The organism is Gillisella terrae (genome assembly GCF_004801395.1).
Classification (GTDB): Bacteria; Pseudomonadota; Alphaproteobacteria; order Rhizobiales; family Rhizobiaceae; genus Allorhizobium; species Allorhizobium terrae.
The window spans coordinates 679,375-702,878 of record NZ_SSOA01000001.1 but is presented as its reverse complement, the minus strand read 5'-3'; the positions used below and the strand labels follow the sequence as shown (position 1 = coordinate 702,878).

Sequence of the window (23,504 nt, the reverse complement as noted above, 5' to 3'; positions counted from 1 at the left end):
GAGTTTAGCTGTTCGCGCCAAGGAAAAGCCGATGTCGCACCGTTTTATTTCGATCCTCGGAAGCCTGTCCGTTGCATGCGTGATTGCTTTGCCGCTTTCATCCGCAACCGCTGCCCAGAAAGATCGTGAGTTTTTCGAATCCGCATCTGGCGTGTGGAGCGGTCCCGGCGAAATCGTCGCTGGCAAGTACAAGGGAACAAAATTTAGCTGCAACCTCACGGGCGAGCCCGTTGAAGGTGGCGATACCGGCATCAAGCTTGGCGGCACTTGCCGCGTTGGCGTGTTCTCTCAGCCAATGAATGCCGTGATCTCCATGAAAGGCGGGACTTACACAGGCCAGTTCCTCGACGGCGCCAGCGGCAAGGGTCTCGACATCATTTCGGGCGAAGTAACTGGCAACAAAGCCGTTATGGGCATCAACCGCGCCAAGTTGAATGGCGCCATGGTTGCCTCCATGCAGGACAACAAAGCGATCAATGTGACCATCTCCGTGAAAGTTGAAGAGCGGATGATCCCGGTCATCGGTCTTCGCCTCAACCGTCAGGTTGATCAAGTTGCGGTTGGCTCTATCAAGAAATAAACTGTCGCTATAGAATTTTAAATATCCCGCCGTTCAGATGTGACCGGCGGGATTTTTTATGCGTCAGCATTTTTCCACCAGTCGGCCTTGGCATTGACTTGGGTAATAGCCGTTGAATCAACACCCTCCAGCCATTGCCCCACCGATTGGCCGCCGACAATCCACTCTGCTGCAATATCGGCCAAGGGCTGCAACACAAATGCCCGCTCCAACATACGCGGATGTGGAACAGCCAAATGCGGCTCGGCCACCGCCTGATCGCCGTAGAGCAAAATATCAATATCCAGCGTGCGCGGCCCCCAACGTTCCATGCGCACCCGCTTCATTGAGCGCTCGAGATCCAGACAGGCTTCCAGCAATTGCACAGGCGGCAATGTGGTTTTCACCAGCGCGCAGCAATTGTAAAAATCGGCCTGATCCAGCTTGCCCCAGGGCGGCGTGCGATAAAGGCTGGATACAGCAAGAACCTTGCTATCGCTGCGCTCATGGAGCGCCATCAGTGCCATCGCCATCGTCAAGGCTGGATCACCGATATTGCCGCCCAGCCCGAGCGCCGCGGTAACTGCGCGGTCTTTATCGATGGTGATCAACGGAAACCTCAACATAATCCAGCATGCCGGTAATCGGCGCGCTTGGTTTGCGAACCGTAATCTTAGCACGCACGATGGGTTCAAACCGCGCGCAGAGCGACTTGGCAATATCCAGCGCTAAAGCCTCAATCAAATAGCGGCGCTTGCCTGTAACAATTTCCTCAATCACGTTAAAGGCGACGCCGTAATCCACCGTACCAGACAGCTCATCGGTCTCCAATGCCTCAGAAAACAACACTTCCAATTCGGCATCGACAAAAAACCGCTGACCAAGAAACTCTTCCTGCTCATGAAAACCGTGGCGGGCAAAAAATCCGCAATTCTTCAAGGTGATTTTATAAACATCCGCCATTGAGTCATCCTTCCGCAGCGTCGCGTATCAACGCACAATCCACCGCCTCGTTTAAGCTTTATCAAGTTCAGATTAAACCGGACAAAACCTCAATTCTTTCATTTTCACTTGGTTTTTCTAAAAAAACAGGTGATGCCACACTGCTGATACATCTAGATCCGGGTTTTCGCCGCCAACATCGCATCGGCAACCGCCAAAGCATCCCGATTGACCTTCACATTATGCACCCGAAACACACTTGCGCCCTGCATGCGCAGCAAAACAGAGGTGGTGGCCGTTGCATGATCGCGCTCAGTCGCCTCGCGCCCGCTCAGTGTGCCCAAAAACCGCTTGCGCGATGTGCCTACCAGCAGCGGAAACCCCAAGCCATGCAACTCATCAAAGCGCGCCATGAGGTCCATGTTTACCTCAACCGTTTCCTTGGCAAAGCCAAAGCCCGGATCAAGCACAATAGTGGCCGGCAACACCTGAGCGGCTGCGGCAATGGCCAGCGATTGTTGAAAGAAAAGCGTCTGATCGGCAATCGGGTCGGCAAGAACCTCCCGACCTCGCCCGGTGTGCATCATGCAAACACCAGCGCGAAAACTGGCGGCAACAGCAGCGATTTCAGGCTCCCGCTGCAAGCCATAGACATCATTGATGATATGCGCACCCGCCATAAGGGCCAATCTGGCTGTTTCCGCCCGGTAGGTATCGATTGAAATTAGCGCATCAGTCTGTCTGGAAAGGGCCTCGATAACGGGCAACACTCGATCCTGTTCTTGTGCAGCCGAGACAGGTTCCGCCCCCGGACGGGTGGATTCTCCACCAATGTCGAGAATGTCAGCGCCCTCTTCGAGGCAGCGCAAGCTATAGCTGACCGCATCTTCAACTGCCGCATGATGACCGCCATCCGAGAAGGAATCGGGCGTGACATTGACGATGGCCATCAGCCGCGCCTGCCCGCCAAGCACCATTGCGCGCTCATGCGCCAGCAGCCACTCACGATCTGTAATCTCCACAGTCTCTTCCTTACCAACAACCGATGAAGCAAACCTCGCCATGGATATAAAGTTTTACCAAATCCAGGCGCGTTCTTGTTTGACCTGCTGCGCTCTATGCACCAAAGTGGATGGTGTTTCAATGTGATGGATCTGGTCTATGATGAAAGCAAGCGGTCACGCAATTTCCTTGGCGCTTGCCCTTTTAGCCCTCGGTGCGGCACCTGCTCTTGTTACGCAGCAAGCAAATGCCCGGACAATCGTGCATAAATCCATTCGCTATTTCTCCATTGGTGGCAAGACGGCAGCAGATCTTGACCGCCAATTGGAGACCAAAGGGCCGCATACCAACACCACTGACAGCCGCCATCCCGGAGCCACCAAAATCAAATTCGGCGGCACAATGGACTACATTCAGCAAGGCGGACGCTGCAAGATTGGTGACATAAAGGTCCGAGTTAACATCACCATTATTCTGCCAAAATGGACAAATCGGCACAGGGCCAATTCAGAACTTGCGCTGATATGGGACACTTTATCCTCGGACATCAAACGTCACGAAGAGCGTCACGCGGAAATTGCGGTGCAACATGCACGGGATCTCGACCGACGCCTCAAGGCGCTGCCATCCGCCAAAAGCTGTCAGATCCTGGCCCAAAGAGTATCGGAGTTAACCGATGAGGTGACAAACGAGCATGACGCAGACCAATTGCGGTTTGACCGCATTGAGGCCATCAATTTCAACGCCCGAATTTTGCGCCTGCTTCGCTATCACATGCCGAAGCATTAAACAGCCATCCATCATCGCCTGTTTCATGAAAGAATGGGCCGCCAGTAGGCCGCATTTCCAGCCTGAAAAAGCGCCCCCCAAAGAGATCAGCGCGAGGCTTCCCATGGTGGGAAATAACCCATTATTTCTTGCAGTATGATTTTAAGATAATCTAATATACATTGCAATCAATCGCATTGCATACTGAATAGTTCCTTGGATCGCCATCGATTTAAGGTGGAAATAATGCAGCAGATTTACTGCATAATTCCTTAAATCGGAATCGATTCAAGGTGAAAATTATGCAGCAGATTTAGAGTGTTACAGCGAACATTTGTGCACCATTTAGGGTGAGAGTCGCTGTGGTGTATTCAGCGTTCAGTTTCATCTGTGTTGCGTTTCAACCGTTTCCCCGGTGCGTGCAAGGCTTGCAAGAATCCCTCCCATTGCACACCAAAATCGCACCAAATTCGCCTCGCTCCCGTGACGGGAAGCGAGGCGCTTTTTTTTACTGCATAATTCCTTAAATCGGAATCGATTTAAGGTGAAAATTATGCAGCAGATTAAAAGCGTTACAGCGGGATTAAGCCTGACGCTCCGGCACATGCACAACCAGACCGTCTAAAGCCGGCGCAATTTTGATTTGGCAGGAGAGACGGGAATTGGGGCGCACATCGGCTGCGAAATCCAGCATATCCTCTTCCATCGGCGCAGGGCCGCCAACCTTCTCCACCCACGTCTCATCAACATAGACATGACAGGTGGCACAGGCACAGGCACCGCCACATTCAGCATCGATACCCGGAACCGAGTTGCGCACTGCATTTTCCATGACCGTCGAACCATCAGCGGCATCGAAATCGTAACGGGTGCCGTCAAAGGCGATAATGGTCAGTTTTGTCATATTCGCTGTCCGCAGGTTAGATTCATTCAAACGCATCCGTCTTCCAACAAATCCACACATCAGTCAACCGAAAGCCTACTGCATAATTCCTTAAATCGGAATCGATTTAAGGTGGAAATTATGCAACAGATTTAGAGTGTTACAGCGACCTTTTTGCGCCATATAGGGCGCACAAAGGTCGCTGTAATACAAAAACGCGCCCGGATAATGCGGACGCGCTTGTATTTGCGGAAAAAATTGGGCCAGATCAAACGCGGCAAAGCTTCAGGATAAAGTGCTCGGTTTCAACCACCGCCAAGGTGACTGCGGCAATGCGCGCGGCATCTCCGCCATGCTCTTCTATCGCACCCGCAGCCGTGACCACATGAAATGCACCAATGGCGCTGGCAGCACCCTTGAGGCGATGGGCAATCGCCTTTTGATCGGCATCCGTTTCCGAAAGAGCCTGCAAACACTTGCGTGCCTGCTTGGCAAACAATTGCAGCACCTCGATCTCCAGTTCCTTGTCACCCATGGTCTGGGTCGCAAGGTGGTTCAAATCGATCGGACTTGCCTTGCACGGACCATATCCGTTTTCAACTTCTGGTGCCTCGAAGGCGATGTTTTTGGCCACCATGATCCGCACGATCCTTATTGTTCGACTTTGCTCACTTCAGCATTGCGGTCAATCGTGGGATTACGGTTAAATTTTGGCTGGGCCTCGGCAAAAAATGCTCATATGGTTAATTTTCTCCAATTGCCATATAAATCTGCATTTTTGCCCGCTTTCGTGCTTTAAATTGTGTTAATAAGCCAACTATCCCCTTAGGATAAGGCTTGGCGTTAATTGTATCATAATAGGGAATGTGTCACTACGGAACGGTTAGAATGGCAGAACGCGCCCAAGCTTTGCGATGACGCCTCTGTGATGCTATGGATATCCGTTGCATCACACGCGTAAAAGACGAGTGATGCGTGATCTGCTAAAATTCAAGCCAGGTGGCAATGGCTGAATGATCATGGTGTTAGCCGTGTTTGCCGGGCCTGATAAGCTGTCCGGTCGGGCAAAGCGGCCTGAGTAGGCGTAAACGAGGCGTACCTATGGCGAACAAAAAGACAAGCGAGTCGATTGACGATAGCGCTTTCCAGGCCCTCGAGGCAGCCCTGAGGATCGACTTCGAGAACGAAGACGATACGGTAGCGTATAGCGCCCAGTCAGAAGCCACGGAGGCGAAAGTGTCCGAGAGCCTGAAACAGAGCAAATCTGTGCAACGCGCCGATGCCGCTCTTCGTGAAAAAGAGCAGGCCGCCCGGCGCGCCGCTGCGGCTGCGGCTCAGACGCCAACCGCAAAGACTGCGCCCCCTCGCCCCCAGGCCAAAGCTGCAAAACACCCGGCCATGGCACCGGCGGAGCCCGCACCAAAATCACCTTTGCTGGCCCCGGCCAATGACACCACACGCCGCACACCATCGACACTTTTGAAGTCACTGGATGGTGGCTCCATGAAGAGTGCCATGCGCAACGCCAGCATCGTATCAGTGATCTGGGGCATAGGCGGCTTCACCCTCACCCAACTGCTTTACAGTTCGACAATGTGGAGTGGCGGGCTGGCCGGGCTGTTTGCCAATCCGGGCATCATTGCCATTCTCGTTGGCACAGTGTTGCCGATTTTCGTGTTTTTCTCCTTCGCCATCATGATGTCGCGCGCGCAAGACATGCGCAATGCTGCGCGCTCGATGGCCGAGGTCGCCTTGCGACTTTCCGAGCCTGAGACGGCATCATCCGACCGCATGCTGTCGATCAGCCAGGCCGTGCGCCGTGAAGTTTCTGCCATGAACGAAGGTATCGAGCGCACGATCGCCCGTGCCACCGAGCTGGAAGCACTGGTGCAAAACGAAGTCAGCGCGCTGGAGCGCAGCTACTCGGACAACGAAACCCGCGTTCGCAATCTGGTAAAAGAGCTGTCTGCCGAGCGCGATGCCATTGTCAGCCACGCCGACCGTGTACGCTCCTCCATTCTCGGTGCCCATGATCAGCTCAAGGAAGATCTGTCGCTGACCACCGAGGAAATCGGTATCCGTCTTTCCACATCGGGCGAAGCTTTTGCGACGATGATGGACTCGCGCATGACTGCGATTGTTGAAAAATCAGCAACAGCCGCAGATTCGCTGGGTTCGCTGCTGTCTGCCAAAACGGATGATATGGTTCAGACCGTGAGCGCAGCCGGGTTCTCGCTGTCAACAGAGCTTGATGGTCGTCTCCAGGATTTGACGAACTCGATGTCGGGCCACGGCGAAGAGATTTTGCGCCAGTTTGAAACCCGCGCATCAACGCTCGACGCCAGCGCTGAGAAGCTCAACAGCGCCTTGAGCGAACGTGCAAAGCAGCTCAACGAAACCCTTGTGGCGCGCACCAAGGAAATTGCTCAGGGCTTTACCCAGGGCGAAACCATTATTTCGAGCAGTCTGGATTCTGCATTGGAGCGTTTGAATACGTCTCTGGATGAGAAGTCTCAAGCCTTTACCCGCAGCCTGCAATCCAACGCCGAGGATGCGCTGGTTGATATCGATCTGCGCGCAGGTCTGTTTGAAGACCGGATGCAGTCGACAATTGGTCAAGTCAACGCAAGCTTCGACCAGCGCATGACCCAGTTCACCGAAGCATTCGATCAGCGGGCTGGAACGCTGGATGAGAAGCTGACAGGCAGCCTCTCTCGTATCAATGAAACGATTGCCCACGGCACAAATGCCATTGATGGTGCAATGAACAGCTCGATCGAGCGCCTTGGCAACACCATGAACGACCAGTCTCTGGCGATTGCCATGACGCTTGGCAACGGTCAGGATATGATGAACGAGGCGCTTTCCAGCCACTCCCGCGAGTTGGCAGAAGCGCTGGAGCGTCGCCGTCAGGAACTGGATGAGACAATTTCGCAAGCGCAATTGCGCATTGATCAAATCATGGCAGAGCGTGCTGGCGCTCTGACAGAATCTCTCAATGAATCGCAAAAGCGGTTTGATGATACGCTGGGCAGCCGCTCAGAGGCGGTCATTAGCCAGCTCACGGGCAGCCACGACCGGATCTCTGACCTGCTACAGAATGCCTCTTCCGGTATTATTGAAGCGGTGTCCTCGTCAGAAGGACGGCTTGCCGAAACTCTGGATCGCAAAGCGCAGACGATTATCGACGCCGCAAATGGTGCAGATTCTCGTATTGAAGCCTCTCTGACTGGCAAGGCAGAGATTATCCGCGCCGCTTACGAAGAAAGCGAAGCCCGCCTCACCAAGACCCTTGACGCCAAGGTTGAGCAGATCACCGACGCTGCCACCGACGCCGATCTGCGCATTGAGTTGGCAATCGGTTCCAAGGCTGATGACATCCGTTCCGCTTATGAGGCCGGTCAGGCGCGTCTGGGCGAGACGCTTGATACCAAGATCGAGCAGTTGAGCGATGTGGCGGCTGAGGCCGACATGCGCATCGAACTGGCCCTTGGCAGCAAGGTCGATGCCATTCGCTCGGTTTATGAAGACAGTGAGGCCCGCCTTGCTGGCACCATTGATGCCAAGGTCAATCTGCTCTCCGAGACGGTGGACAATGCAGGCAATCGCCTCGAGCAGGCCATAGGCAATAAGGCCGACAGCATTCGCGCCGCCTATGAGGAGAGCGAAGCACGACTGAACAAGACGCTTGATGCCAAGGTTGAACAGATCAAGGATGCTGCCACCGAAGCCGATATGCGTATCGAGCTGGCCATTGGCTCCAAGGCTGACCACATTCGAGCAGCCTATGAAGAAGGTCAGGCGCGTCTGGGCGAGACGCTTGATACCAAGATCGAGCAGCTCAGCGATGTTGCAACAGAAGCCGATATGCGGATCGAGCTGGCCATTGGTTCCAAGGCTGACAACATTCGTGCAGCCTATGAAGAAGGTCAGGCGCGTCTGGGTGAAACGCTTGATACCAAGATCGAGCAACTCAGCGATGTTGCAACAGAAGCCGATATGCGGATCGAGCTTGCTCTTGGCAGCAAGGTCGATGCTATCCGCTCTGTTTATGAAGACAGCGAAGCACGCCTTGCTGGCACCATTGATGCCAAGGTCAACCTGCTCTCCGAGACTGTGGACACCGCTGGCAGCCGCCTTGAGCAAGCCATTGGTGCGAAAGCGGATTCTATTCGTACAGCCTATGAAGAGAGCGAAGCGCGGCTGAACAAGACACTTGATGCCAAGGTTGAGCAGATCACGGATGCCGCGACCGAAGCGGATATGCGGATTGAACTGGCCCTTGGCACAAAAATGGACGCCATTCGTGCAGTTTATGAAGAAAGCGAAGGCCGCCTTGCTGGCACCATTAATGCCAAGCTGGGTGAACTGACCGAGACGCTGGGAAGTGCCGATGCCCAGATCGAAAAAGCGTTTGGATCAAAAGCTGAGCAGATCAGCGCCGCCTATGAAACAGGCCAGACGGCTCTAAACAAGGCGCTCGACAGCAAAATCGAGCAATTGGCCGATGCGGCCACCGAAGCCGATATGCGGATTGAATTTGCGCTGGGCAGCAAGGTCGATGCCATCCGTTCTGTCTACGAAGACAGTGAAGCTCGTCTTGCCAGCACGATCGATTCCAAGGTCAACACGCTGGTTGAAACCGTCGGCAATGCCGATGCTCAAATCACCGAGGCATTGGGCTCGAAGGCAGAGCAGATCAGCGCCGCCTATCAGACCGGCCAGGCCGCACTCAACAAAACGCTCGATACCAAAATCGAGCAATTGGCCGATGTAGCGACAGAGGCCGATATGCGCATTGAAATCGCCCTTGGCAGCAAGGTTGATGCAATCAGTACCGCTTATGCCTCAGGTCAGGCCGAGCTGGATAAAACGCTCAACAGCAAGATTGAGCAGTTGACCGATGCTGCAACCGAAGCGGACATGCGGATTGAATTTGCGCTGGGCAGCAAGGTCGACGCCATCCGTTCTGTCTACGAAGACAGTGAAGCTCGCCTTGCCAGCACGATCGACTCCAAGGTCAACACGCTGGTTGAAACCGTTGGGCAGGCAGATAGCCGTCTGGAGAAGGCGCTTGGCTCCAAGGCTGAGGAATTGCGCGCAGCCTATGAGACAAATCACGAGCGCCTGACCTCCCTGCTCGATGGGCGCGTCGAGCAGCTTATGGATACCGCCTCGGAGGCGGATCTGCGCCTCGCACTTGCCTTTGGCGGCAGAGCTGACGAGATCCGTGCGGCCTATCAGGAAAATCAGGGTCGTCTCGACCAGTCTCTGGAAGCTCATTCCAATCGTCTGGCCGAAACTCTCAACACATCCACCGACCGCGTCGACAGCCTGCTCGGTTCCGGCGTGTCGCGCATTGAGGATGGCTTGCACAGCAGTGTATCGCGCCTTGCAACCACGCTGGACGACAACCACAACCGTATCAGCCAGACGCTCAATGAGCGCGGCGGTGAGATTATAACGGCAATTCAGGGTGCCAGCACGAAGCTCGAAGATATTCTCGCCGACCAGGGCATGGCAATTGGCACATCCATCGCCGCCAGCGCTGGCATGTTGGAAATGACTCTGGAAGAGCAGCAGAAAAATCTGCGCGACACCATCGATGCCAGCGGTCGCGAGTTGCAGGACCGCCTGCGCGGTTCTGCCGGTGCAATCGCGTCCGAGTTTGGAGAGACCGCGCGGGAAATCACCCGCACGGCCGACGAATTCTCGGCCCGTGTGGAAAACACTCTCACCGGTGTGACCGATCGCTTGAGCGAAACCGGCAACCGGATGGAAACCAGCCTCAACAGTCTGGAAAGCCGCATCAGCAGCAGCATCGAGACCGTTGACCTCAAGGTGTCCACTGCGGGAGAGACTGTCGCGGCCAAATTGTCCGAAAAAGTTTCGGATCTTGAGCGCGTCAGCGCCGATGCAACGCAAAAGATTGAACAGACCCTTGGTGATGCCACCCAACGGGTTGCTGAAACGCTGGATAGCCGCACCTCGATCATTGATGAGCGTCTCTCCACCATGGACCGCGCACTGAATGTTGGCCTGCAAAATGTGAACAACACGATTGAGGGCAAGGCTGCCGGGCTGGCAACCTCCTTGCGCGAAGCCGTGATTGGTGCCACCCGCGAGATTGATGCCGAAGCGCAAAAATCTGCCGAATTGCTCAGCCGCACGGGCGAGCAATTCACAAACACTGTCAGCGCCAAAAACGAAGAGTTTTCGCGCTCTGTGCTGGAGCAATCCGACAATCTGGCGCGCCGCATCAGTGAAACCCAAAACCGCCTCGCCGGTCAGGGTGCGCAGCTTGCTCAAAGCTTCTCGGAAGCTGGCGACGCCATTGTTCGCAAGGTTGCCGATGCACAAACAACCATGTCAACGCAGGCTGGCAGCATTGCCAGCGCCTTGAGCGAAGCTGAAAAAGCACTTGAGGCCCGCGGCGGAGCTCTTAAAGCCAGCCTCTCCAGCACAACGGCAGAGTTCTCCTCCGCGCTTGACAGTGCCGATAAAGCTCTGGAAGTCCGCAGCAGCGCCATCCGCACGACGCTGGATGAACGCACCCGCGAGTTGAACTCCATGCTCGCCGGTCGCTCTTCCGAACTCGCCCGCCTGATTGAAGAAAATGCCAAGCCGACTGTTGAGCAATTCTCGCAAATTGGTCTTGATGCTGCGGCACGCATCGCTCAGGCGGCAGAGCAAAGCGCCAATCGTCTGCGTCAGGAAAATACCCAGCTGACGGACGCCCTCACCGCGCGCGCCGCCAAGGCCGCCGAGCAAATGAATGCGACCGAACAGACATTGGCCAACACGGCGGGCCACATGATCAATCGTCTCACAGAAACCAACGAGACGCTTCATGCCGTTGTTTCACAGGCATCGCAGTCTATGGCCGAAGCCGACCGGCAGTTTGGCGCGACAACAGATCGTCTGGCGGCCACAGCCAACAAGGCAGCCGATGTTCTGGGCAGCTCTGGTCGTTTGCTGGAAAGCAATCTGGAACGCCTCACCAATGCCTCAGAGCAGGCCTTGTCACAGGTCACCGGCATTGTTGGCCGGTTTGGCGATCACGCCAAGGTGCTGGGTCAGGCATCAGATCTTCTGGCTGCGGCGCAATCCAATCTTGCCGGCACGCTGGAGGAGCGCCAACAGGCTCTGCGCGATTTGTCGATCGGCATCGTAAAGCGCTCCGAAGAAATCGAAAACACCATGAAGTCTCTGGCTGGCATGGTGGATGGCGCGTTTGATCAGGTTGAGCACCGCTCAAATCAGGTCGCGGGCAATCTTCGCCACGGCATCGAAACATCCTTTGCGGACATTGGCCAGATTCTCGGTGAAACCGAGCAGAAGGCAAAGACGACGGCCGATTCCATGCGCGATGCGCTGTTGTCTGCCGGTGAAGAAGCGACACGTTCGATCGAGCAGACGCTTGGCACTGCCGAGAAACGCTCGACAGACCTCGCCAATCGTCTGCGTGATGGCCTTTCGTCTTCGCTCAGTGATGTTGATCGCATCTTGACGGAGGCCGGTCAAAAGTCCGATGGCACCGCAAAGCACATGCGCGAAGCCATCCGCTCGTCGGTGGAAGATGCGCTTGGTCGTTTCTCTGGCGCAACCAACGAAATCCGCCGCTCCGCGCAGGAAATTCGCAACGAGCTGGATTTGACCCGCAACGAACTGAAGCGTGGTGCCTTCGATCTGCCAGAAGAGGCGAAAGAAAGCGCCAGCGCCATGCGCAGGGCTGTTGCCGAGCAAATCAAGGCCTTGCAGGACATTTCGCAGCTCGTCGGTCGCAGTGCGCAGCAGATGGAAATTTCCCAGCCTGCCCCACGCGCAACGCCTGTCAAGCCAGCGGCACCTGCTCCTAGAGCGGCAGCACCGGCGCAGCAGACGAGAGCGACACCTGTTGCACCGCCGCGCCAGACACCTGCGCAACAGCTTGGCCTGCGGGGCAACCTGCCAATCGATCAAGCACCAGCCCCATCAGGCACCGGTGAGCAGTCTGGCGGCTGGATCAGCGATCTTCTGCGCGGTGCATCTTTGGAAGAGCAGACAGGCACTTCCACAAACCGGGCACGCCCGGCTGCAGAGGCTCCACGCAGCAATGACGCCCGCAATCCACGCCATATGGTCGAGTCCCTCAACTCGTTGTCGGTGGATATTGCCCGCGCCATTGACCACGACGCCTCTGTAGACTTGTGGCGTCGGTATCAGCGTGGCGAGCGAGACGTCTTTACCCGTCGTCTCTACACGCTGAAGGGTCAGCAGACCTTTGATGAAATTCAGCGCAAATATGATCGCGAACCGGAATTCCGTACCGCCGTTGACCGCTATATCGCTGATTTTGAAAAGCTGCTGTCGGATGTTGCCAAAACTGATCGCGACAAGTCGATCACGCAATCCTACCTCACCTCGGACACCGGCAAGGTCTACACCATGCTGGCGCATGCGGCAGGCCGGTTCACCTGATCACCGAATTGCAAAACACTCAAAACCGGGGCTTTCGCTCCGGTTTTTTGTTGCACGTAGTTGCCCATAAAAGGGGTCGCATCGACACTGAATATCCGTGGCATCATTTACTAGAGTTTGTCAGGGAAAAGTGGAATCCGGTTTTCCCGAAAAGGCAAACTCACACAGACAAGTTTAGAGCCTGTCTGGTTCAATCTGAACCTGACAGGCTCTAGACCGATTGTGTAACGCTCCAGTCGTCGGGATTGGTGGAAGTTGCAATCCGCTACCTGATCCGGAGGGAATGCGACAGCATCTCGATTGCCGCGTCAATTTTAGGGCTCAGTTGGCGCGCGCGTGGCCAAACCAGATAGAGCGGCAAACCGTCTGCGGCCATCTCCGGCATAATCTCGACAAGCTCACCGGTTTCCAACGCATCCTCGATCAACCACGTCGCCAGCTGCGCAACGCCCAAACCTGCCTTGACGGCGGCAACTTGGGCCTCGGCACTGCCCAATGCAAGCCGGCCTTCAAACGACTTGCTCTCAACCAAGCCATGCTCAGTCACAATGCGCCAAGGCATGGTCGTGCCATCTGGCCGACCATATAAAATGGCCATGCCATTCAGATCATCAAATGAATGAGGAGTACCGCAACGTGCCAGAAACGAGGGTGCAGCACAGATGATGAGCTTTTCCCGGCCCAAATACCGCCTGCCCAACGCCTCCGGCCAGACCTCCGACGCTGTGATGCGGACTGCAACATCTACACTTTCCTCTACCACATCAACAAAGCGATCGGTAAAATGAACCTCCGGCCTTAATCCCGGATGCATTTCAGCAAGCGCAAGAATAATCGGCATAACCCGCATATGACCAAATGCGACGGGAACGTTAATCTTCAATCTGCCCACAGGCTCTCGATCATGAGCCACCATCACCGCTTCTGCTTCGGCCAAGTCAGCGAGTGCGCGCGAGCATATGGCATAAAAGGCCTCGCCAGCATCGGTCAGTGTCAAGCGCCGGGTGGTGCGCTCAAACAGTCGCCGCCCGAGCCGCGCCTCCAAGCGCGCGACACTCTTGCCAATGGCCGAGTTGGTTAAATTGAGACGATGCGCAGCAGCTGTAAAACTCCCAGTCTGCGCCGCTTGCACAAAGGCCTCGATACCCTTCAACCGCTCCGTCTCAAACATGCAATCTCGCTATTGTGGAATTTAAGTCCATAGATAATGGAAAAATGGCCGCAAGACGAGATCTAGGATCCATATTATTGATCGCTCCAAGCATTTGGAGAGAAAACATGTCAATCAACCTTTCGTGTCAATCAGCAACAGGACAAAGATCCAGCGGCGGCATGTCCGTCATTTTTCTAGCCGTCTCTGCTTTTCTAATCGTCACGACGGAATTCATCATTGTCGGCATGTTGCCAGGCCTTGCCCGTGATTTGGGCATTTCCGTCTCAGCGGCGGGACAACTCGTGACGCTCTTTGCCTTCACGGTCATGCTTGCCGGACCCTTTCTCACGGCGATGGTGTCGCATTTTGAGCGCAAGCGGCTCTTTGTGTCGATCTTGGCTCTTTTTGCCCTATCCAATGCCATCGCGGCGTTGGCACCCAATATCTGGGTGCTGGGCATTGGAAGGTTTGTACCGGCCTTGGCTTTGCCCGTGTTTTGGGGCACCGCCAGCGAAACCGCAGGGCAGCTGGCGGGATCAAAGCGCGCCAGCAAAGCCATCGCGCAGGTTTATATGGGCATTGCTGCAGCCATGGTCCTGGGCATTCCCTTAGGCACGCTGATTGCTGATGCCTTGGGCTGGCGCGGAACGTTCTGGAGCCTTGCCGCGCTCTCGCTCTTAATGGCAATTCTCCTGGGATTCTTCATGCCAACCATGACGAAACCAGAAAAAATGAGTGCGCTGGCACAAGCGCAAATCCTGAAAGACCCATTTTTTCGAGGAAATATCATACTGTCCGTGGTGGTTTTTACGGCTATGTTCACAGCCTACACCTATCTTGCCGATATCCTCGAAACGGTGGCAGGCGTTCCTTCAGCCCAAGTGGGTTGGTGGCTGATGGGATTTGGTTTATTTGGCCTGATCGGAAATTGGCTGGGAGGCAATATGGTGGAGCGCGGGCCCGTTATGGCGACAGGCGTTGCCACGATGGTTCTCGCGGGCGGAATGATCGCCGCGACAGCCTTTTCATCGTCTCATATTTTCCTCATTCCAGCACTTGCAGTCTGGGGCATCGCCAATACAGCGCTCTATCCAATTTGCCAGATACGGGTGATGAAAGCCGCATCCCACGCCCAAGCTCTTGCTGGTACACTCAATGTGTCCATGGCCAATGCTGGCATTGGCCTGGGCGCGCTCATCGGCGGGGCCGTCATTCAGCGCTGGAGTCTGTCTCACCTTGGCTATGTCGCCGCAGCAATTGCCTTGGTCGCAATTCTCATATCGGTGTATGTCGCAAGGCTGAAACCCCATATCGCGACCTAGGATTATTAAAGTATTCGTTCAATCGGAAGCGATCTGAGGCGAACAGCAAATAGAAAGACCGAAAAAAGCCTTTGTGCGCCAGAAATGGCGCACAGCGTTCTCAACCGCTTGATTTACGCTTGGCGCGCCTTGCGATTGGCATAACGTTTGTCACGCTCGGCCTTCCGTGCTGCTTCGTCATCCAAGACACGAGCAATACGATTCTTGTCGGCCAGTTCACGAGCAAGACTTTCCGCATTCGCTTCGGCTTCCAGAGCGGCTTCGCGCTCCACGGCCTCAGCTTCAAGGCGGATTTTCTCATCAATCTTCGCCTGTTTGCGTTCTGCTTGCCGGGCGTCGCGCGCTTCGGCAATTGCAACTCGCTCAGCACGCTTTGCTTCGCGGGCTGGATCAGCAGCAGACTGGGCGGCCCGAAAAGCAGCTAACTGAGCAGCCTTTGCATCGGTCGCAGTAACGCGTCTGTCGTGAAGTTCGTTATTTTTGACGTTTTTCAAATCTCTATTCCAGTTGAAATGTCATTCCGAATAAATTTCGCGGTATCTGACATATTTTGAAAGTGGCGAGCCGATAGACAAATTTTTGTCTCGCAACTCTTTGGCAAGGCACACTGCACTTAACCTGAAGCATCGGGCCGAAAAGCGGGAACCGGTTTTCGGATAAATCCGATGGGAAAACATAAACTTACAGCGCATGCGCCATATGTGGCGCGCCACAGAACATGTGAACGCGCAGTCGCACATATAAAAAAAGGCCAGGCTAGTCGCCTGACCTCAGATGGTTTCATGCCTTCAACAATGCCAGTACATCCGTGGTCAAAGGAAAGCCGAGACCGAATTAAGCAGCCTGAAGGTTGCAAGCCGACATCTTGCCGGACTTGTTGTCACGCTCGAGATCGTAGGAAACCTTCTGGCCTTCAACGATTTCGCGCATGCCAGCGCGCTCTACAGCAGAAATATGCACGAATGCATCCTCGCCGCCGTTGTCAGGCTGAATGAAGCCGAAGCCTTTTGTGGAATTAAACCATTTAACTGTGCCAGTGGTCATGATGAACCCTTTCATAGCAATATAAGTGCCCACAGCGCGGATGCGCTGCAGATCAAGGTAACGATTGTTTTAAAGGGAGGGTTCGTTAAGGGCGCGGTGCTAATCGCGCAACAACCAAAGCTCAGCAAGAAAATATCGATGTGCTATCAATAGAGCCTGTGCACAGACATGTCAACTTTTAATTTTCCTCAAAGCAGAAATACGATTTTCAGTTGTTTTGCGCAGCAATATCGCCACATCGTCGGCATTGAATCATCCAAGTGGTCAACCTATTTTCTAACAATGACCCAAGCACCGATACCCACCTATCACCACCTTATATCGATCTCACCCGGTGACATCGACCACATGGGCCATGTCAATAATGCCGTATACCTTCAGTGGGTGCAGGAAGCTGTTGTGAGCTATTGGGAGCACGGCTCAACCCTTGAGGCACGTGAGCAAATGCTCTGGGTCGCTCTGAAGCATGAAATATCCTACCGAATGCCGGTTTTTCTCAATGACCACGTTGAGGCACAGGTGACGGCCACAGGCACCCACGGTTCAAGGGCATCCTTTACCACCCTGTTCAAGCGTGGCGATGATCTTGCAACAGAGGTTCGCAGTTCCTGGTGCTGTGTCGATGTCACGACGCGGCGGCCGCGTCGCATCTCGCCCGATATCGCCAATATATTCTTGCCTCAATAGAGCCTCCGGGCCGTTGCAGGCACCCCGCTACCCTGAAATTGAGACGAAAAAACCCGCCAGAACGGCGGGTTTTTAATTCTTCCTATAAACCTGACGGACTTAAACCAGCCTGCTCTGCTCAAGGGCCGCTTCCACAAAGCTCTTGAACAAAGGATGTGGATCAAGCGGACGGGACTTCAGCTCTGGATGATATTGCACACCCACAAACCACGGATGATCCGGATATTCCACCGTTTCCGGCAGAAGACCATCTGGAGACATGCCCGCAAAAACGAGGCCACAGTTTTCCAGACGTTCCTTGTAGTCCACGTTCACTTCATAGCGATGGCGGTGACGTTCGGAAATCTCGGTAGAGCCATAAATATCGGCAATACGAGAATTTTTCTTCAACGCCGCTTTATAGGCACCAAGACGCATGGTTCCGCCAAGATCGCCAGCGCTTGAGCGCTTTTCAAGCTCATTGCCCTTCATCCATTCGGTCATCAAGCCCACAACAGGCTCAGAGGTTTGACCAAACTCGGTCGAGGATGCATCTTCAATGCCAGCCAGATGACGAGCAGCTTCCACCACCGCCATCTGCATACCAAAGCAAATGCCGAAGTAAGGAACCTTGCGCTCACGCGCAAATTGGGCTGCCAGAATCTTGCCTTCCGAGCCGCGCTCGCCAAAGCCACCGGGCACCAGAATGCCATGAACCTTCTCAAGGTAAGGAGCAGGATCTTCCTTCTCAAACACCTCGGATTCGATCCACTCCAGCTTGACCTTCACATGATTGGCAATGCCGCCATGGTGAAGCGCTTCGATCAGCGATTTATAGGCATCCTTAAGGCCGGTGTATTTGCCAACGATGGCAATAGTAACCTCGCCCTCCGGCGTATGAATGCGGTTGGACACTTCTTCCCAGGCATCAAGACGTGGCTTTGGTGCTGGCTCGATGCCGAAGGCCGCCAAAACCTCACTGTCCAGACCTTCCTTGTGGTAGGCCATGGGCACGTCATAGATATTGGCAACATCGAGAGCCTGAATGACCGCAGACGGACGCACATTGCAAAACAGCGACAGCTTGCGGCGTTCTGGCTCCGGAATTTCCCGATCCGCACGCACCAGCAGAATATCAGGATGAATACCCAGCGCCTGCAATTCCTTGACGGAATGCTGGGTTGGCTTGGTCTTCAATTCGCCTGCTGCCGGAATGTAAGGCATCAGGGTAAGATGGAGATAGATGGCTGTGCCTCTGGGCAATTCATTGCCAAGCTGGCGAATGGCTTCCACAAAAGGCATGGCTTCGATATCGCCAACCGTGCCGCCAATTTCGCAAATCACGAAATCATATTCACTATTGCCCTCAACAACGAAATCTTTGATCTCATTGGTGACATGCGGAATCACCTGAACAGTTGCGCCGAGATAATCTCCACGCCGTTCCTTGTCGATGATATTCTTGTAAATTCGACCTGTAGTAATGTTATCGGTCTTGGTAGCCGATCGACCTGTGAAACGCTCGTAGTGTCCAAGGTCAAGGTCAGTTTCTGCGCCGTCGTCGGTCACAAAAACTTCGCCGTGTTGAGTCGGGCTCATGGTGCCCGGGTCAACGTTGAGATAGGGGTCCAGTTTGCGCAGACGCACGCGATAACCACGTGCCTGTAACAATGCCCCGAGAGCCGCAGCCGCTATTCCCTTACCAAGAGAGGAAACCACGCCGCCTGTGATGAAAACATATCGCGCCATGGGATTCACCGGATACCGTTTCAAATTCGATTCCGCCAGCCCTAAAATGCAAAGAACTGACGAAATACACACAAACAAACAAAAACCGGCGAGCTGCAAAGCTCGCCGGAGCGAAGACGATTAAAACCGATCAGTTGCCGGTTGGAACGCTGTCTGGCTGCTTGGCTGGAGCGGCAGGCGCAGCTGCACCCGCAGCAGGTGCAGTTGTGGCTGGAGCCGCACCAGGAAGCTGATCAAGCACATTGCCGGCTGGAGCCTGCTGGCCTGCGGGAATCCGGTTAAGGATATCCGTTGGCTTGGCTTCAAACCGCGTCATGATACCAAGACCAAGCGAGGTGATGAAGAAAAGCGCTGCCAGAATGGCCGTTGTGCGGGTCAATGCGTTGGCCGCGCCGCGCGCCGACATGAAGCCTGAACCACCACCAATGCCCAGACCGCCGCCTTCGGACCGCTGAATCAGCACCACGCCAACAAGAGCCAGCACGATCATGAGGTGAATGACGATTAATACGGTCTGCATGGGTACAATCCATCCTGCCCAGGTTGGGCCAATTTCGGCGAAGTCAAAACAACGTTCGGCGGCTCTTTACAACAGGAGCCGCCGCAAAGAAAGCCCTTATCCGATTTTATACGGCAAGTTCTATCACGCAAATTCCATCAGGCGAGGATTTCCGAATAGGCATTGTATATGGCGAGAAAATCGCTGGCTTTCAAGCTTGCGCCGCCAATCAGCGCGCCATCCACATTGTCAACGCTCATCAATTCTTTCGCATTCGATGGCTTGACCGAACCACCGTAAAGAATACGCATCTTCGCACCTTCATCACCGAATCGACGTGTCAGCTCTGCGCGCATAAAGGCGTGGGCCTCGGCCACATTTTCAGATGTCGGCGTCAAACCCGTGCCAATAGCCCAGACAGGCTCATAGGCAATAACCGTATTTTCGGCATTCGCGTCATCCGGCACGGAACCCGCCAACTGACGCTTGAGAATATCGAGCGTCTGGCCGCTTTTGCGCTCATCTGCGGTTTCGCCAATGCAGATAATGGCCGTGAGCTCGGCGGCATTGGCGGCAATGGCCTTGGCGCGCACCAGATGGTCCGTTTCAGCGTGATCTGTGCGGCGCTCTGAATGGCCAACGATCACATGAGTACCAAAGCAATCAGCAATCATGTCTGCTGAAATTTCACCGGTATGCGCACCCGATGCATTTTGATGGCAATCCTGCGCACCAATCCAAAGCGGGCTGTCCTCGCAAAGAGCCGTCGCCACGTAAAGCAAGGTTGCGGGTGGGCAGATCAGGCTTTCAACTTTTTCCGACAAGTCACCCTTCACACCCTCCGATATCGCCTTGATTTGATCCAGAGAATCCCGCGTACCATTCATTTTCCAGTTGCCAGCAACCAGTGGGCGCACATTCGGTGTCATATCGTCTCCAAACCCCAGACCTGAAATTCTAACATTCACCCTATAAAGAGCGTAGCCTACATAAAAGAACGTGCGCGTAAAAAAGGCAAGTTGCAATGCAATATGCCATTAAATAGAGCATAAATTTAGCTACGCTTAATGTAGCAGAACCCTGCCCTGAGCTTACCGTATCAGCCAGTTCAGCGCGGCGCGCCAATCCGTCATACGAACGGGTGTTCCGTGAGAACCCGTCAAAAACAGCGTGAAGCGGCAAGGGTAGCCCGCGCGATGCAAGCGATCATAGAGGCCGATTTGATCTCCTGCGGCATAAACGCTGTCGCGGCTACCATGGGTAAACCAGATCGGCAGTTTCCGCTTGAAGGCAACACTGCCAATAAAGGCAGGATCCGATGCACCACCGAGGATTGCAATGCCCGATAATTGTGCAACCGCCTTGGCATTGCGGGTTATGCCCCAGCAAATGAAACTACCCATGGAGGCGCAGGATAACACCACCGGCCGCCCACCCGAATGGGTCGAGGCATAATTGATCAATCCGGCAATCTGGGCCACACCCGCCTGATCAAACGACCGCACTGTGGGCGCATAATAGGTGCCGCCATTCTCAACAGCAAGATTTTTCAATCGATTGAAATTTCCGCCGAATTTATAATCATCCGCGCCCAGACGGCGATCACCACCCCGGCCATGGATAAAGATAACGGTAAATTTCGCGCCATCGCTGACACCTGTGCGGGTCACGTCCAGCATGCCACCGTCGCCCAGATCAAGCGTCTCATCGTGCTGCTGATGGCGCACGCCCAGCGATACATAGGCAGATTTGACTTTACGCTCAGGAATTTCATCGCGACCGTTGATGTCGCGCATTTCCTGATAATCAATCGTCTGGAAATCCCCTTTATCGCGCGTCTCCAAAACGGCCTGCGATGAAAAAAGCTCATCTTTAAAGGGTTTCAGATTGGCAGCCGACGCCGCGCCCTGAACAAGGCAAAGCCCAAGCAATAAAGAGGTGAAAGTCAAATGAACTGTGGACATCCGCATCCAGAATCGATCTCCTGCATATCGCAGCCTTGCCATGCCTGTGCGACAAACGCAAAGATTTCTGTGAACGGAAACCGATCTTTTGGCTATCAACAGTGAACTCCTTTTTGAGCTGGAAATTTTATCCTGTTTGAATTGAGGTGTTGCGCAGCAAAGGTAAGCCGCGCTACAAGGCGAACAAACCAGAAACCAACCTGGAAACGATCAGGGTGGTAAATGGATTTTCGGGTGCACGCAGTCATCCGACGTTATGCGATAGCGTCACAAGATCACTGAAAAAACGACAGAATAGAGACATGGACGAGAATAAAGATCTTTTCGCTGCCCTGCCCCTGACGACGCCCGCCGCGCCAGAGCCCGTGCAAACCGAAAAGACAAAAGCCTCTGTTGCCCCCTCCAAACCCGCCTTGAAGGCTTCGGGTGAGGATGACTATGGCGCATCTTCCATCCGTGTTCTGGAAGGTCTTGAGCCGGTGCGCATGCGTCCCGGCATGTACATTGGCGGAACCGATGAAAAGGCCCTGCACCATCTGTTTGCCGAAGTGCTCGACAATTCGATGGACGAAGCCGTGGCGGGACACGCCAATTTCATCGAGGTGTACCTTGATGCAGAAGGCTTTTTGACCGTTTCCGACAATGGGCGCGGTATTCCGGTGGAACTGCATCCGCAGGTGCCGGGCAAATCCACGCTTGAAGTGATTATGACCAAGCTACACGCCGGCGGCAAATTTGATGGCAAGGCCTATGAAACCTCCGGTGGTCTGCATGGCGTTGGCGTATCGGTGGTCAATGCGCTGTCTGATCTGCTGGAAGTGGAAGTGGCGCGCAACCGCAAGCTCTATCGCCAGCGCTTTTCCCGTGGTGTGCCGCTTGGCCCTCTGGAAGAATTGGGCGATGTGCATAACCGCCGCGGCACACGGGTGCGGTTTCATCCCGATGCGCAGATTTTTGGTGACCATGCCAAGTTTGATGCGGGCCGCATTTTCCGCATGGCGCGCTCAAAAGCCTATTTGTTTGGTGGCGTGGAAATTCGCTGGGCTTGCGATCCATCCATTCTGCCTGCCGGTGGCGAAATTCCGGAAAAGGCGGTGTTTCACTTCCCCGGCGGTTTGAAGGATTATCTGGCAGCCACCCTGGGCAAGGATTTCACTGTTACGCGCGAGATTTTTGCGGGCAAAACAGAAAAAACCGGCGGGCACGGTGCCATGGAATGGGCCATCACCTGGTATGGTGGTGATCCGGTGCTGCATTCCTATTGTAACACCATCCCCACGCCAGAAGGCGGCACGCACGAAGCGGGCCTTCGCATCGCCCTGACCAAAGGCCTGAAAAATTACGCCGAACTGACGCAAAACAAGCGCGCCCAGCAGATCAGCACAGAAGATGTGATGATCTCTGCCGTTGGCATGCTGTCTGTGTTTATTCGCGAGCCGGAATTTGTCGGCCAGACCAAGGACAGGCTGGCGACAGTTGAAGCCCAGCGTCTGGTGGAAAATGCGCTGCGCGATCCCTTCGACCATTATCTTGCCGACAACCCCAATGAAGCGGCAAAGCTGCTGGATTGGGTGATTGAGCGCGCCGAAGAGCGCCTGCGCCGCCGCAAGGAAAAGGAAGTCAACCGCAAAACCGCCGTGCGCAAGCTGCGCCTGCCTGGCAAGCTGGCCGATTGTGCCCAAAACACCGCTGAAGGCGCTGAACTGTTTATCGTCGAAGGTGATTCGGCTGGCGGCTCCGCCAAGCAGGCGCGCAACCGTGCCAATCAGGCCATTTTACCGCTTCGGGGTAAAATCCTCAACGTCGGCAGTGCCAGCCGCGAAAAGCTGATGGCCAACCAACAGATTGCCGATCTTATTCAGGCACTGGGCTGCGGCACCCGTGGCAAATACCGTGAAGAAGATCTGCGCTACGAGCGCATTGTGGTGATGACCGATGCCGACGTGGACGGCGCGCATATCGCATCCCTGCTGATCACCTTTTTCTATCAGGAAATGCCGGAACTGATCCGCGGCAACCACCTCTATCTGGCTGTGCCACCGCTTTACGTGATCCGCCAAGGCGCAAAAACCGTTTATGCTCGCGACGACGCGCATCGCGCTGAGTTGATGGACACGGTGTTCAAGGGCAAGAAGGTCGAAATCGGCCGCTTCAAAGGCCTTGGTGAAATGATGCCAGCGCAATTGAAAGAAACCACCATGGACCCGGCCAAGCGCACCCTGCTCAGGGTCGCCATTGATGAGGTGGATTTCGAAGGTACCCGCGATGCCGTGGATGCGCTGATGGGCACCAAGCCGGAAGCCCGCTTCCGGTTTATTCAGGACCGGGCCGCGTTTGCGGAAAATCTGGATATTTAGAATCTGTCAGGAAAAAGAGATTCTGGCTTTCTGATCCGATTAACGAAAACCAAGAACCTTATAGCGCCATATATGGCGCTATAAGGCGAGACTGTTGAAGAAGCTTTTCAGTCTCGCGACGTCATGCTCGGCCCTG

18 protein-coding genes are annotated in these 23,504 nt (G+C 54.6%); 6 read left to right on the top strand and 12 right to left on the bottom strand.

Annotated features, from left to right (window positions below):
• The first annotated feature begins 31 nt into the window (after positions 1 to 31).
• Positions 32 to 580: a hypothetical protein gene (locus E6C51_RS03270; RefSeq protein WP_190235002.1), complete on the top strand. Its 549-nt coding sequence runs from the start codon at positions 32 to 34 to the stop codon at positions 578 to 580.
• A 56-nt stretch (positions 581 to 636) separates the two neighbouring features.
• Here the strand turns inward: E6C51_RS03270 and folK are convergent, their stop codons facing one another.
• The 3 genes from folK to folP form a co-directional block, all read right to left on the bottom strand.
• Complete coding sequence (gene folK / locus E6C51_RS03265) at positions 637 to 1,170, bottom strand: 2-amino-4-hydroxy-6-hydroxymethyldihydropteridine diphosphokinase (RefSeq protein WP_230987031.1); 534 nt, start codon at positions 1,168 to 1,170, stop codon at positions 637 to 639.
• Complete coding sequence (gene folB / locus E6C51_RS03260) at positions 1,154 to 1,522, bottom strand: dihydroneopterin aldolase (protein ID WP_146930294.1); 369 nt, start codon at positions 1,520 to 1,522, stop codon at positions 1,154 to 1,156. Before folB ends, folK begins: the two co-directional genes overlap by 17 nt.
• Positions 1,523 to 1,674: 152 nt before the next feature.
• Positions 1,675 to 2,478 (bottom strand): dihydropteroate synthase, encoded by an 804-nt coding sequence (gene folP, locus E6C51_RS03255; protein ID WP_230987050.1) that lies wholly within the window; start codon positions 2,476 to 2,478, stop codon positions 1,675 to 1,677.
• A 187-nt stretch (positions 2,479 to 2,665) separates the two neighbouring features.
• Between folP and E6C51_RS03250 the strand changes: the two genes are divergently transcribed.
• Positions 2,666 to 3,292 carry a DUF922 domain-containing Zn-dependent protease gene (locus tag E6C51_RS03250; protein ID WP_190235090.1) on the top strand — a complete coding sequence of 209 codons (627 nt, stop codon included), beginning with the start codon at positions 2,666 to 2,668 and terminating at the stop codon, positions 3,290 to 3,292.
• Positions 3,293 to 3,854: 562 nt separating this feature from the next.
• Here the strand turns inward: E6C51_RS03250 and E6C51_RS03245 are convergent.
• Positions 3,855 to 4,175: a 2Fe-2S iron-sulfur cluster-binding protein gene (locus E6C51_RS03245; RefSeq protein ID WP_146930301.1), complete on the bottom strand. Its 321-nt coding sequence runs from the start codon at positions 4,173 to 4,175 to the stop codon at positions 3,855 to 3,857.
• 247 nt (positions 4,176 to 4,422) lie between these two features.
• Positions 4,423 to 4,791, bottom strand: coding sequence for an Hpt domain-containing protein (locus E6C51_RS03240; protein WP_146930304.1), 369 nt, complete (start codon positions 4,789 to 4,791; stop codon positions 4,423 to 4,425).
• Positions 4,792 to 5,255: 464 nt separating this feature from the next.
• Here E6C51_RS03240 and E6C51_RS03235 point away from each other — a divergent pair, with 464 nt between their 5' ends.
• On the top strand, positions 5,256 to 12,614 hold the full coding sequence (locus E6C51_RS03235; protein WP_190234999.1) for an apolipoprotein A-IV repeat region-like domain-containing protein: 7,359 nt from the start codon (positions 5,256 to 5,258) through the stop codon (positions 12,612 to 12,614).
• A gap of 265 nt (positions 12,615 to 12,879) precedes the next feature.
• Here the strand turns inward: E6C51_RS03235 and E6C51_RS03230 are convergent, their stop codons facing one another.
• Positions 12,880 to 13,785 (bottom strand): LysR family transcriptional regulator, encoded by a 906-nt coding sequence (locus E6C51_RS03230; protein ID WP_190234998.1) that lies wholly within the window; start codon positions 13,783 to 13,785, stop codon positions 12,880 to 12,882.
• 14 nt (positions 13,786 to 13,799) lie between these two features.
• Between E6C51_RS03230 and E6C51_RS03225 the strand changes: the two genes are divergently transcribed.
• Positions 13,800 to 15,089 carry an MFS transporter gene (locus E6C51_RS03225; RefSeq protein ID WP_230987029.1) on the top strand — a complete coding sequence of 430 codons (1,290 nt, stop codon included), beginning with the start codon at positions 13,800 to 13,802 and terminating at the stop codon, positions 15,087 to 15,089.
• A gap of 113 nt (positions 15,090 to 15,202) precedes the next feature.
• On the opposite strand, the gene E6C51_RS03220 is transcribed toward E6C51_RS03225, so the two are convergent.
• Both E6C51_RS03220 and E6C51_RS03215 read right to left on the bottom strand, forming a co-directional pair.
• Complete coding sequence (locus E6C51_RS03220; RefSeq protein WP_146930313.1) at positions 15,203 to 15,583, bottom strand: DUF6481 family protein; 381 nt, start codon at positions 15,581 to 15,583, stop codon at positions 15,203 to 15,205.
• A 340-nt stretch (positions 15,584 to 15,923) separates the two neighbouring features.
• Complete coding sequence (locus tag E6C51_RS03215) at positions 15,924 to 16,133, bottom strand: cold-shock protein (protein WP_075641019.1); 210 nt, start codon at positions 16,131 to 16,133, stop codon at positions 15,924 to 15,926.
• Positions 16,134 to 16,301: 168 nt separating this feature from the next.
• Here E6C51_RS03215 and E6C51_RS03210 point away from each other — a divergent pair, with 168 nt between their 5' ends.
• Complete coding sequence (locus E6C51_RS03210; RefSeq protein WP_330999744.1) at positions 16,302 to 16,820, top strand: acyl-CoA thioesterase; 519 nt, start codon at positions 16,302 to 16,304, stop codon at positions 16,818 to 16,820.
• A gap of 99 nt (positions 16,821 to 16,919) precedes the next feature.
• On the opposite strand, the gene E6C51_RS03205 is transcribed toward E6C51_RS03210, so the two are convergent.
• From E6C51_RS03205 to E6C51_RS03190, 4 genes are all read right to left on the bottom strand, one after another.
• On the bottom strand, positions 16,920 to 18,548 hold the full coding sequence (locus E6C51_RS03205; RefSeq protein ID WP_146930316.1) for a CTP synthase: 1,629 nt from the start codon (positions 18,546 to 18,548) through the stop codon (positions 16,920 to 16,922).
• Positions 18,549 to 18,678: 130 nt separating this feature from the next.
• Positions 18,679 to 19,068: a preprotein translocase subunit SecG gene (secG, locus tag E6C51_RS03200; protein ID WP_190234996.1), complete on the bottom strand. Its 390-nt coding sequence runs from the start codon at positions 19,066 to 19,068 to the stop codon at positions 18,679 to 18,681.
• Positions 19,069 to 19,205: 137 nt separating this feature from the next.
• Positions 19,206 to 19,976 (bottom strand): triose-phosphate isomerase, encoded by a 771-nt coding sequence (gene tpiA / locus E6C51_RS03195; protein ID WP_146930323.1) that lies wholly within the window; start codon positions 19,974 to 19,976, stop codon positions 19,206 to 19,208.
• A gap of 162 nt (positions 19,977 to 20,138) precedes the next feature.
• Positions 20,139 to 21,017: an alpha/beta hydrolase gene (locus tag E6C51_RS03190; protein WP_190234995.1), complete on the bottom strand. Its 879-nt coding sequence runs from the start codon at positions 21,015 to 21,017 to the stop codon at positions 20,139 to 20,141.
• Between the two features lie 296 nt (positions 21,018 to 21,313).
• Here E6C51_RS03190 and parE point away from each other — a divergent pair, with 296 nt between their 5' ends.
• Positions 21,314 to 23,368 (top strand): DNA topoisomerase IV subunit B, encoded by a 2,055-nt coding sequence (gene parE / locus E6C51_RS03185; RefSeq protein ID WP_190234994.1) that lies wholly within the window; start codon positions 21,314 to 21,316, stop codon positions 23,366 to 23,368.
• Positions 23,369 to 23,504 lie beyond the last annotated feature (136 nt).

Bases quoted from the DNA above. Each gene is read 5' to 3' on its own strand.
- folB (WP_146930294.1), bottom strand. From the start codon at position 1,522: ATGGCGGATGTTTATAAAATCACCTTGAAGAATTGCGGATTTTTTGCC.
- parE (WP_190234994.1), top strand. From the start codon at position 21,314: ATGGACGAGAATAAAGATCTTTTCGCTGCCCTGCCCCTGACGACGCCC.
- E6C51_RS03235 (WP_190234999.1), top strand. From the start codon at position 5,256: ATGGCGAACAAAAAGACAAGCGAGTCGATTGACGATAGCGCTTTCCAG.
- E6C51_RS03210 (WP_330999744.1), top strand. From the start codon at position 16,302: ATGTCAACTTTTAATTTTCCTCAAAGCAGAAATACGATTTTCAGTTGT.
- E6C51_RS03230 (WP_190234998.1), bottom strand. From the start codon at position 13,785: ATGTTTGAGACGGAGCGGTTGAAGGGTATCGAGGCCTTTGTGCAAGCG.
- secG (WP_190234996.1), bottom strand. From the start codon at position 19,068: ATGCAGACCGTATTAATCGTCATTCACCTCATGATCGTGCTGGCTCTT.
- E6C51_RS03215 (WP_075641019.1), bottom strand. From the start codon at position 16,133: ATGACCACTGGCACAGTTAAATGGTTTAATTCCACAAAAGGCTTCGGC.
- tpiA (WP_146930323.1), bottom strand. From the start codon at position 19,976: ATGACACCGAATGTGCGCCCACTGGTTGCTGGCAACTGGAAAATGAAT.
- E6C51_RS03250 (WP_190235090.1), top strand. From the start codon at position 2,666: ATGAAAGCAAGCGGTCACGCAATTTCCTTGGCGCTTGCCCTTTTAGCC.
- E6C51_RS03190 (WP_190234995.1), bottom strand. From the start codon at position 21,017: ATGCGGATGTCCACAGTTCATTTGACTTTCACCTCTTTATTGCTTGGG.
- E6C51_RS03245 (WP_146930301.1), bottom strand. From the start codon at position 4,175: ATGACAAAACTGACCATTATCGCCTTTGACGGCACCCGTTACGATTTC.
- E6C51_RS03205 (WP_146930316.1), bottom strand. From the start codon at position 18,548: ATGGCGCGATATGTTTTCATCACAGGCGGCGTGGTTTCCTCTCTTGGT.
- E6C51_RS03270 (WP_190235002.1), top strand. From the start codon at position 32: ATGTCGCACCGTTTTATTTCGATCCTCGGAAGCCTGTCCGTTGCATGC.
- E6C51_RS03240 (WP_146930304.1), bottom strand. From the start codon at position 4,791: ATGGTGGCCAAAAACATCGCCTTCGAGGCACCAGAAGTTGAAAACGGA.
- folP (WP_230987050.1), bottom strand. From the start codon at position 2,478: ATGGTGCTTGGCGGGCAGGCGCGGCTGATGGCCATCGTCAATGTCACG.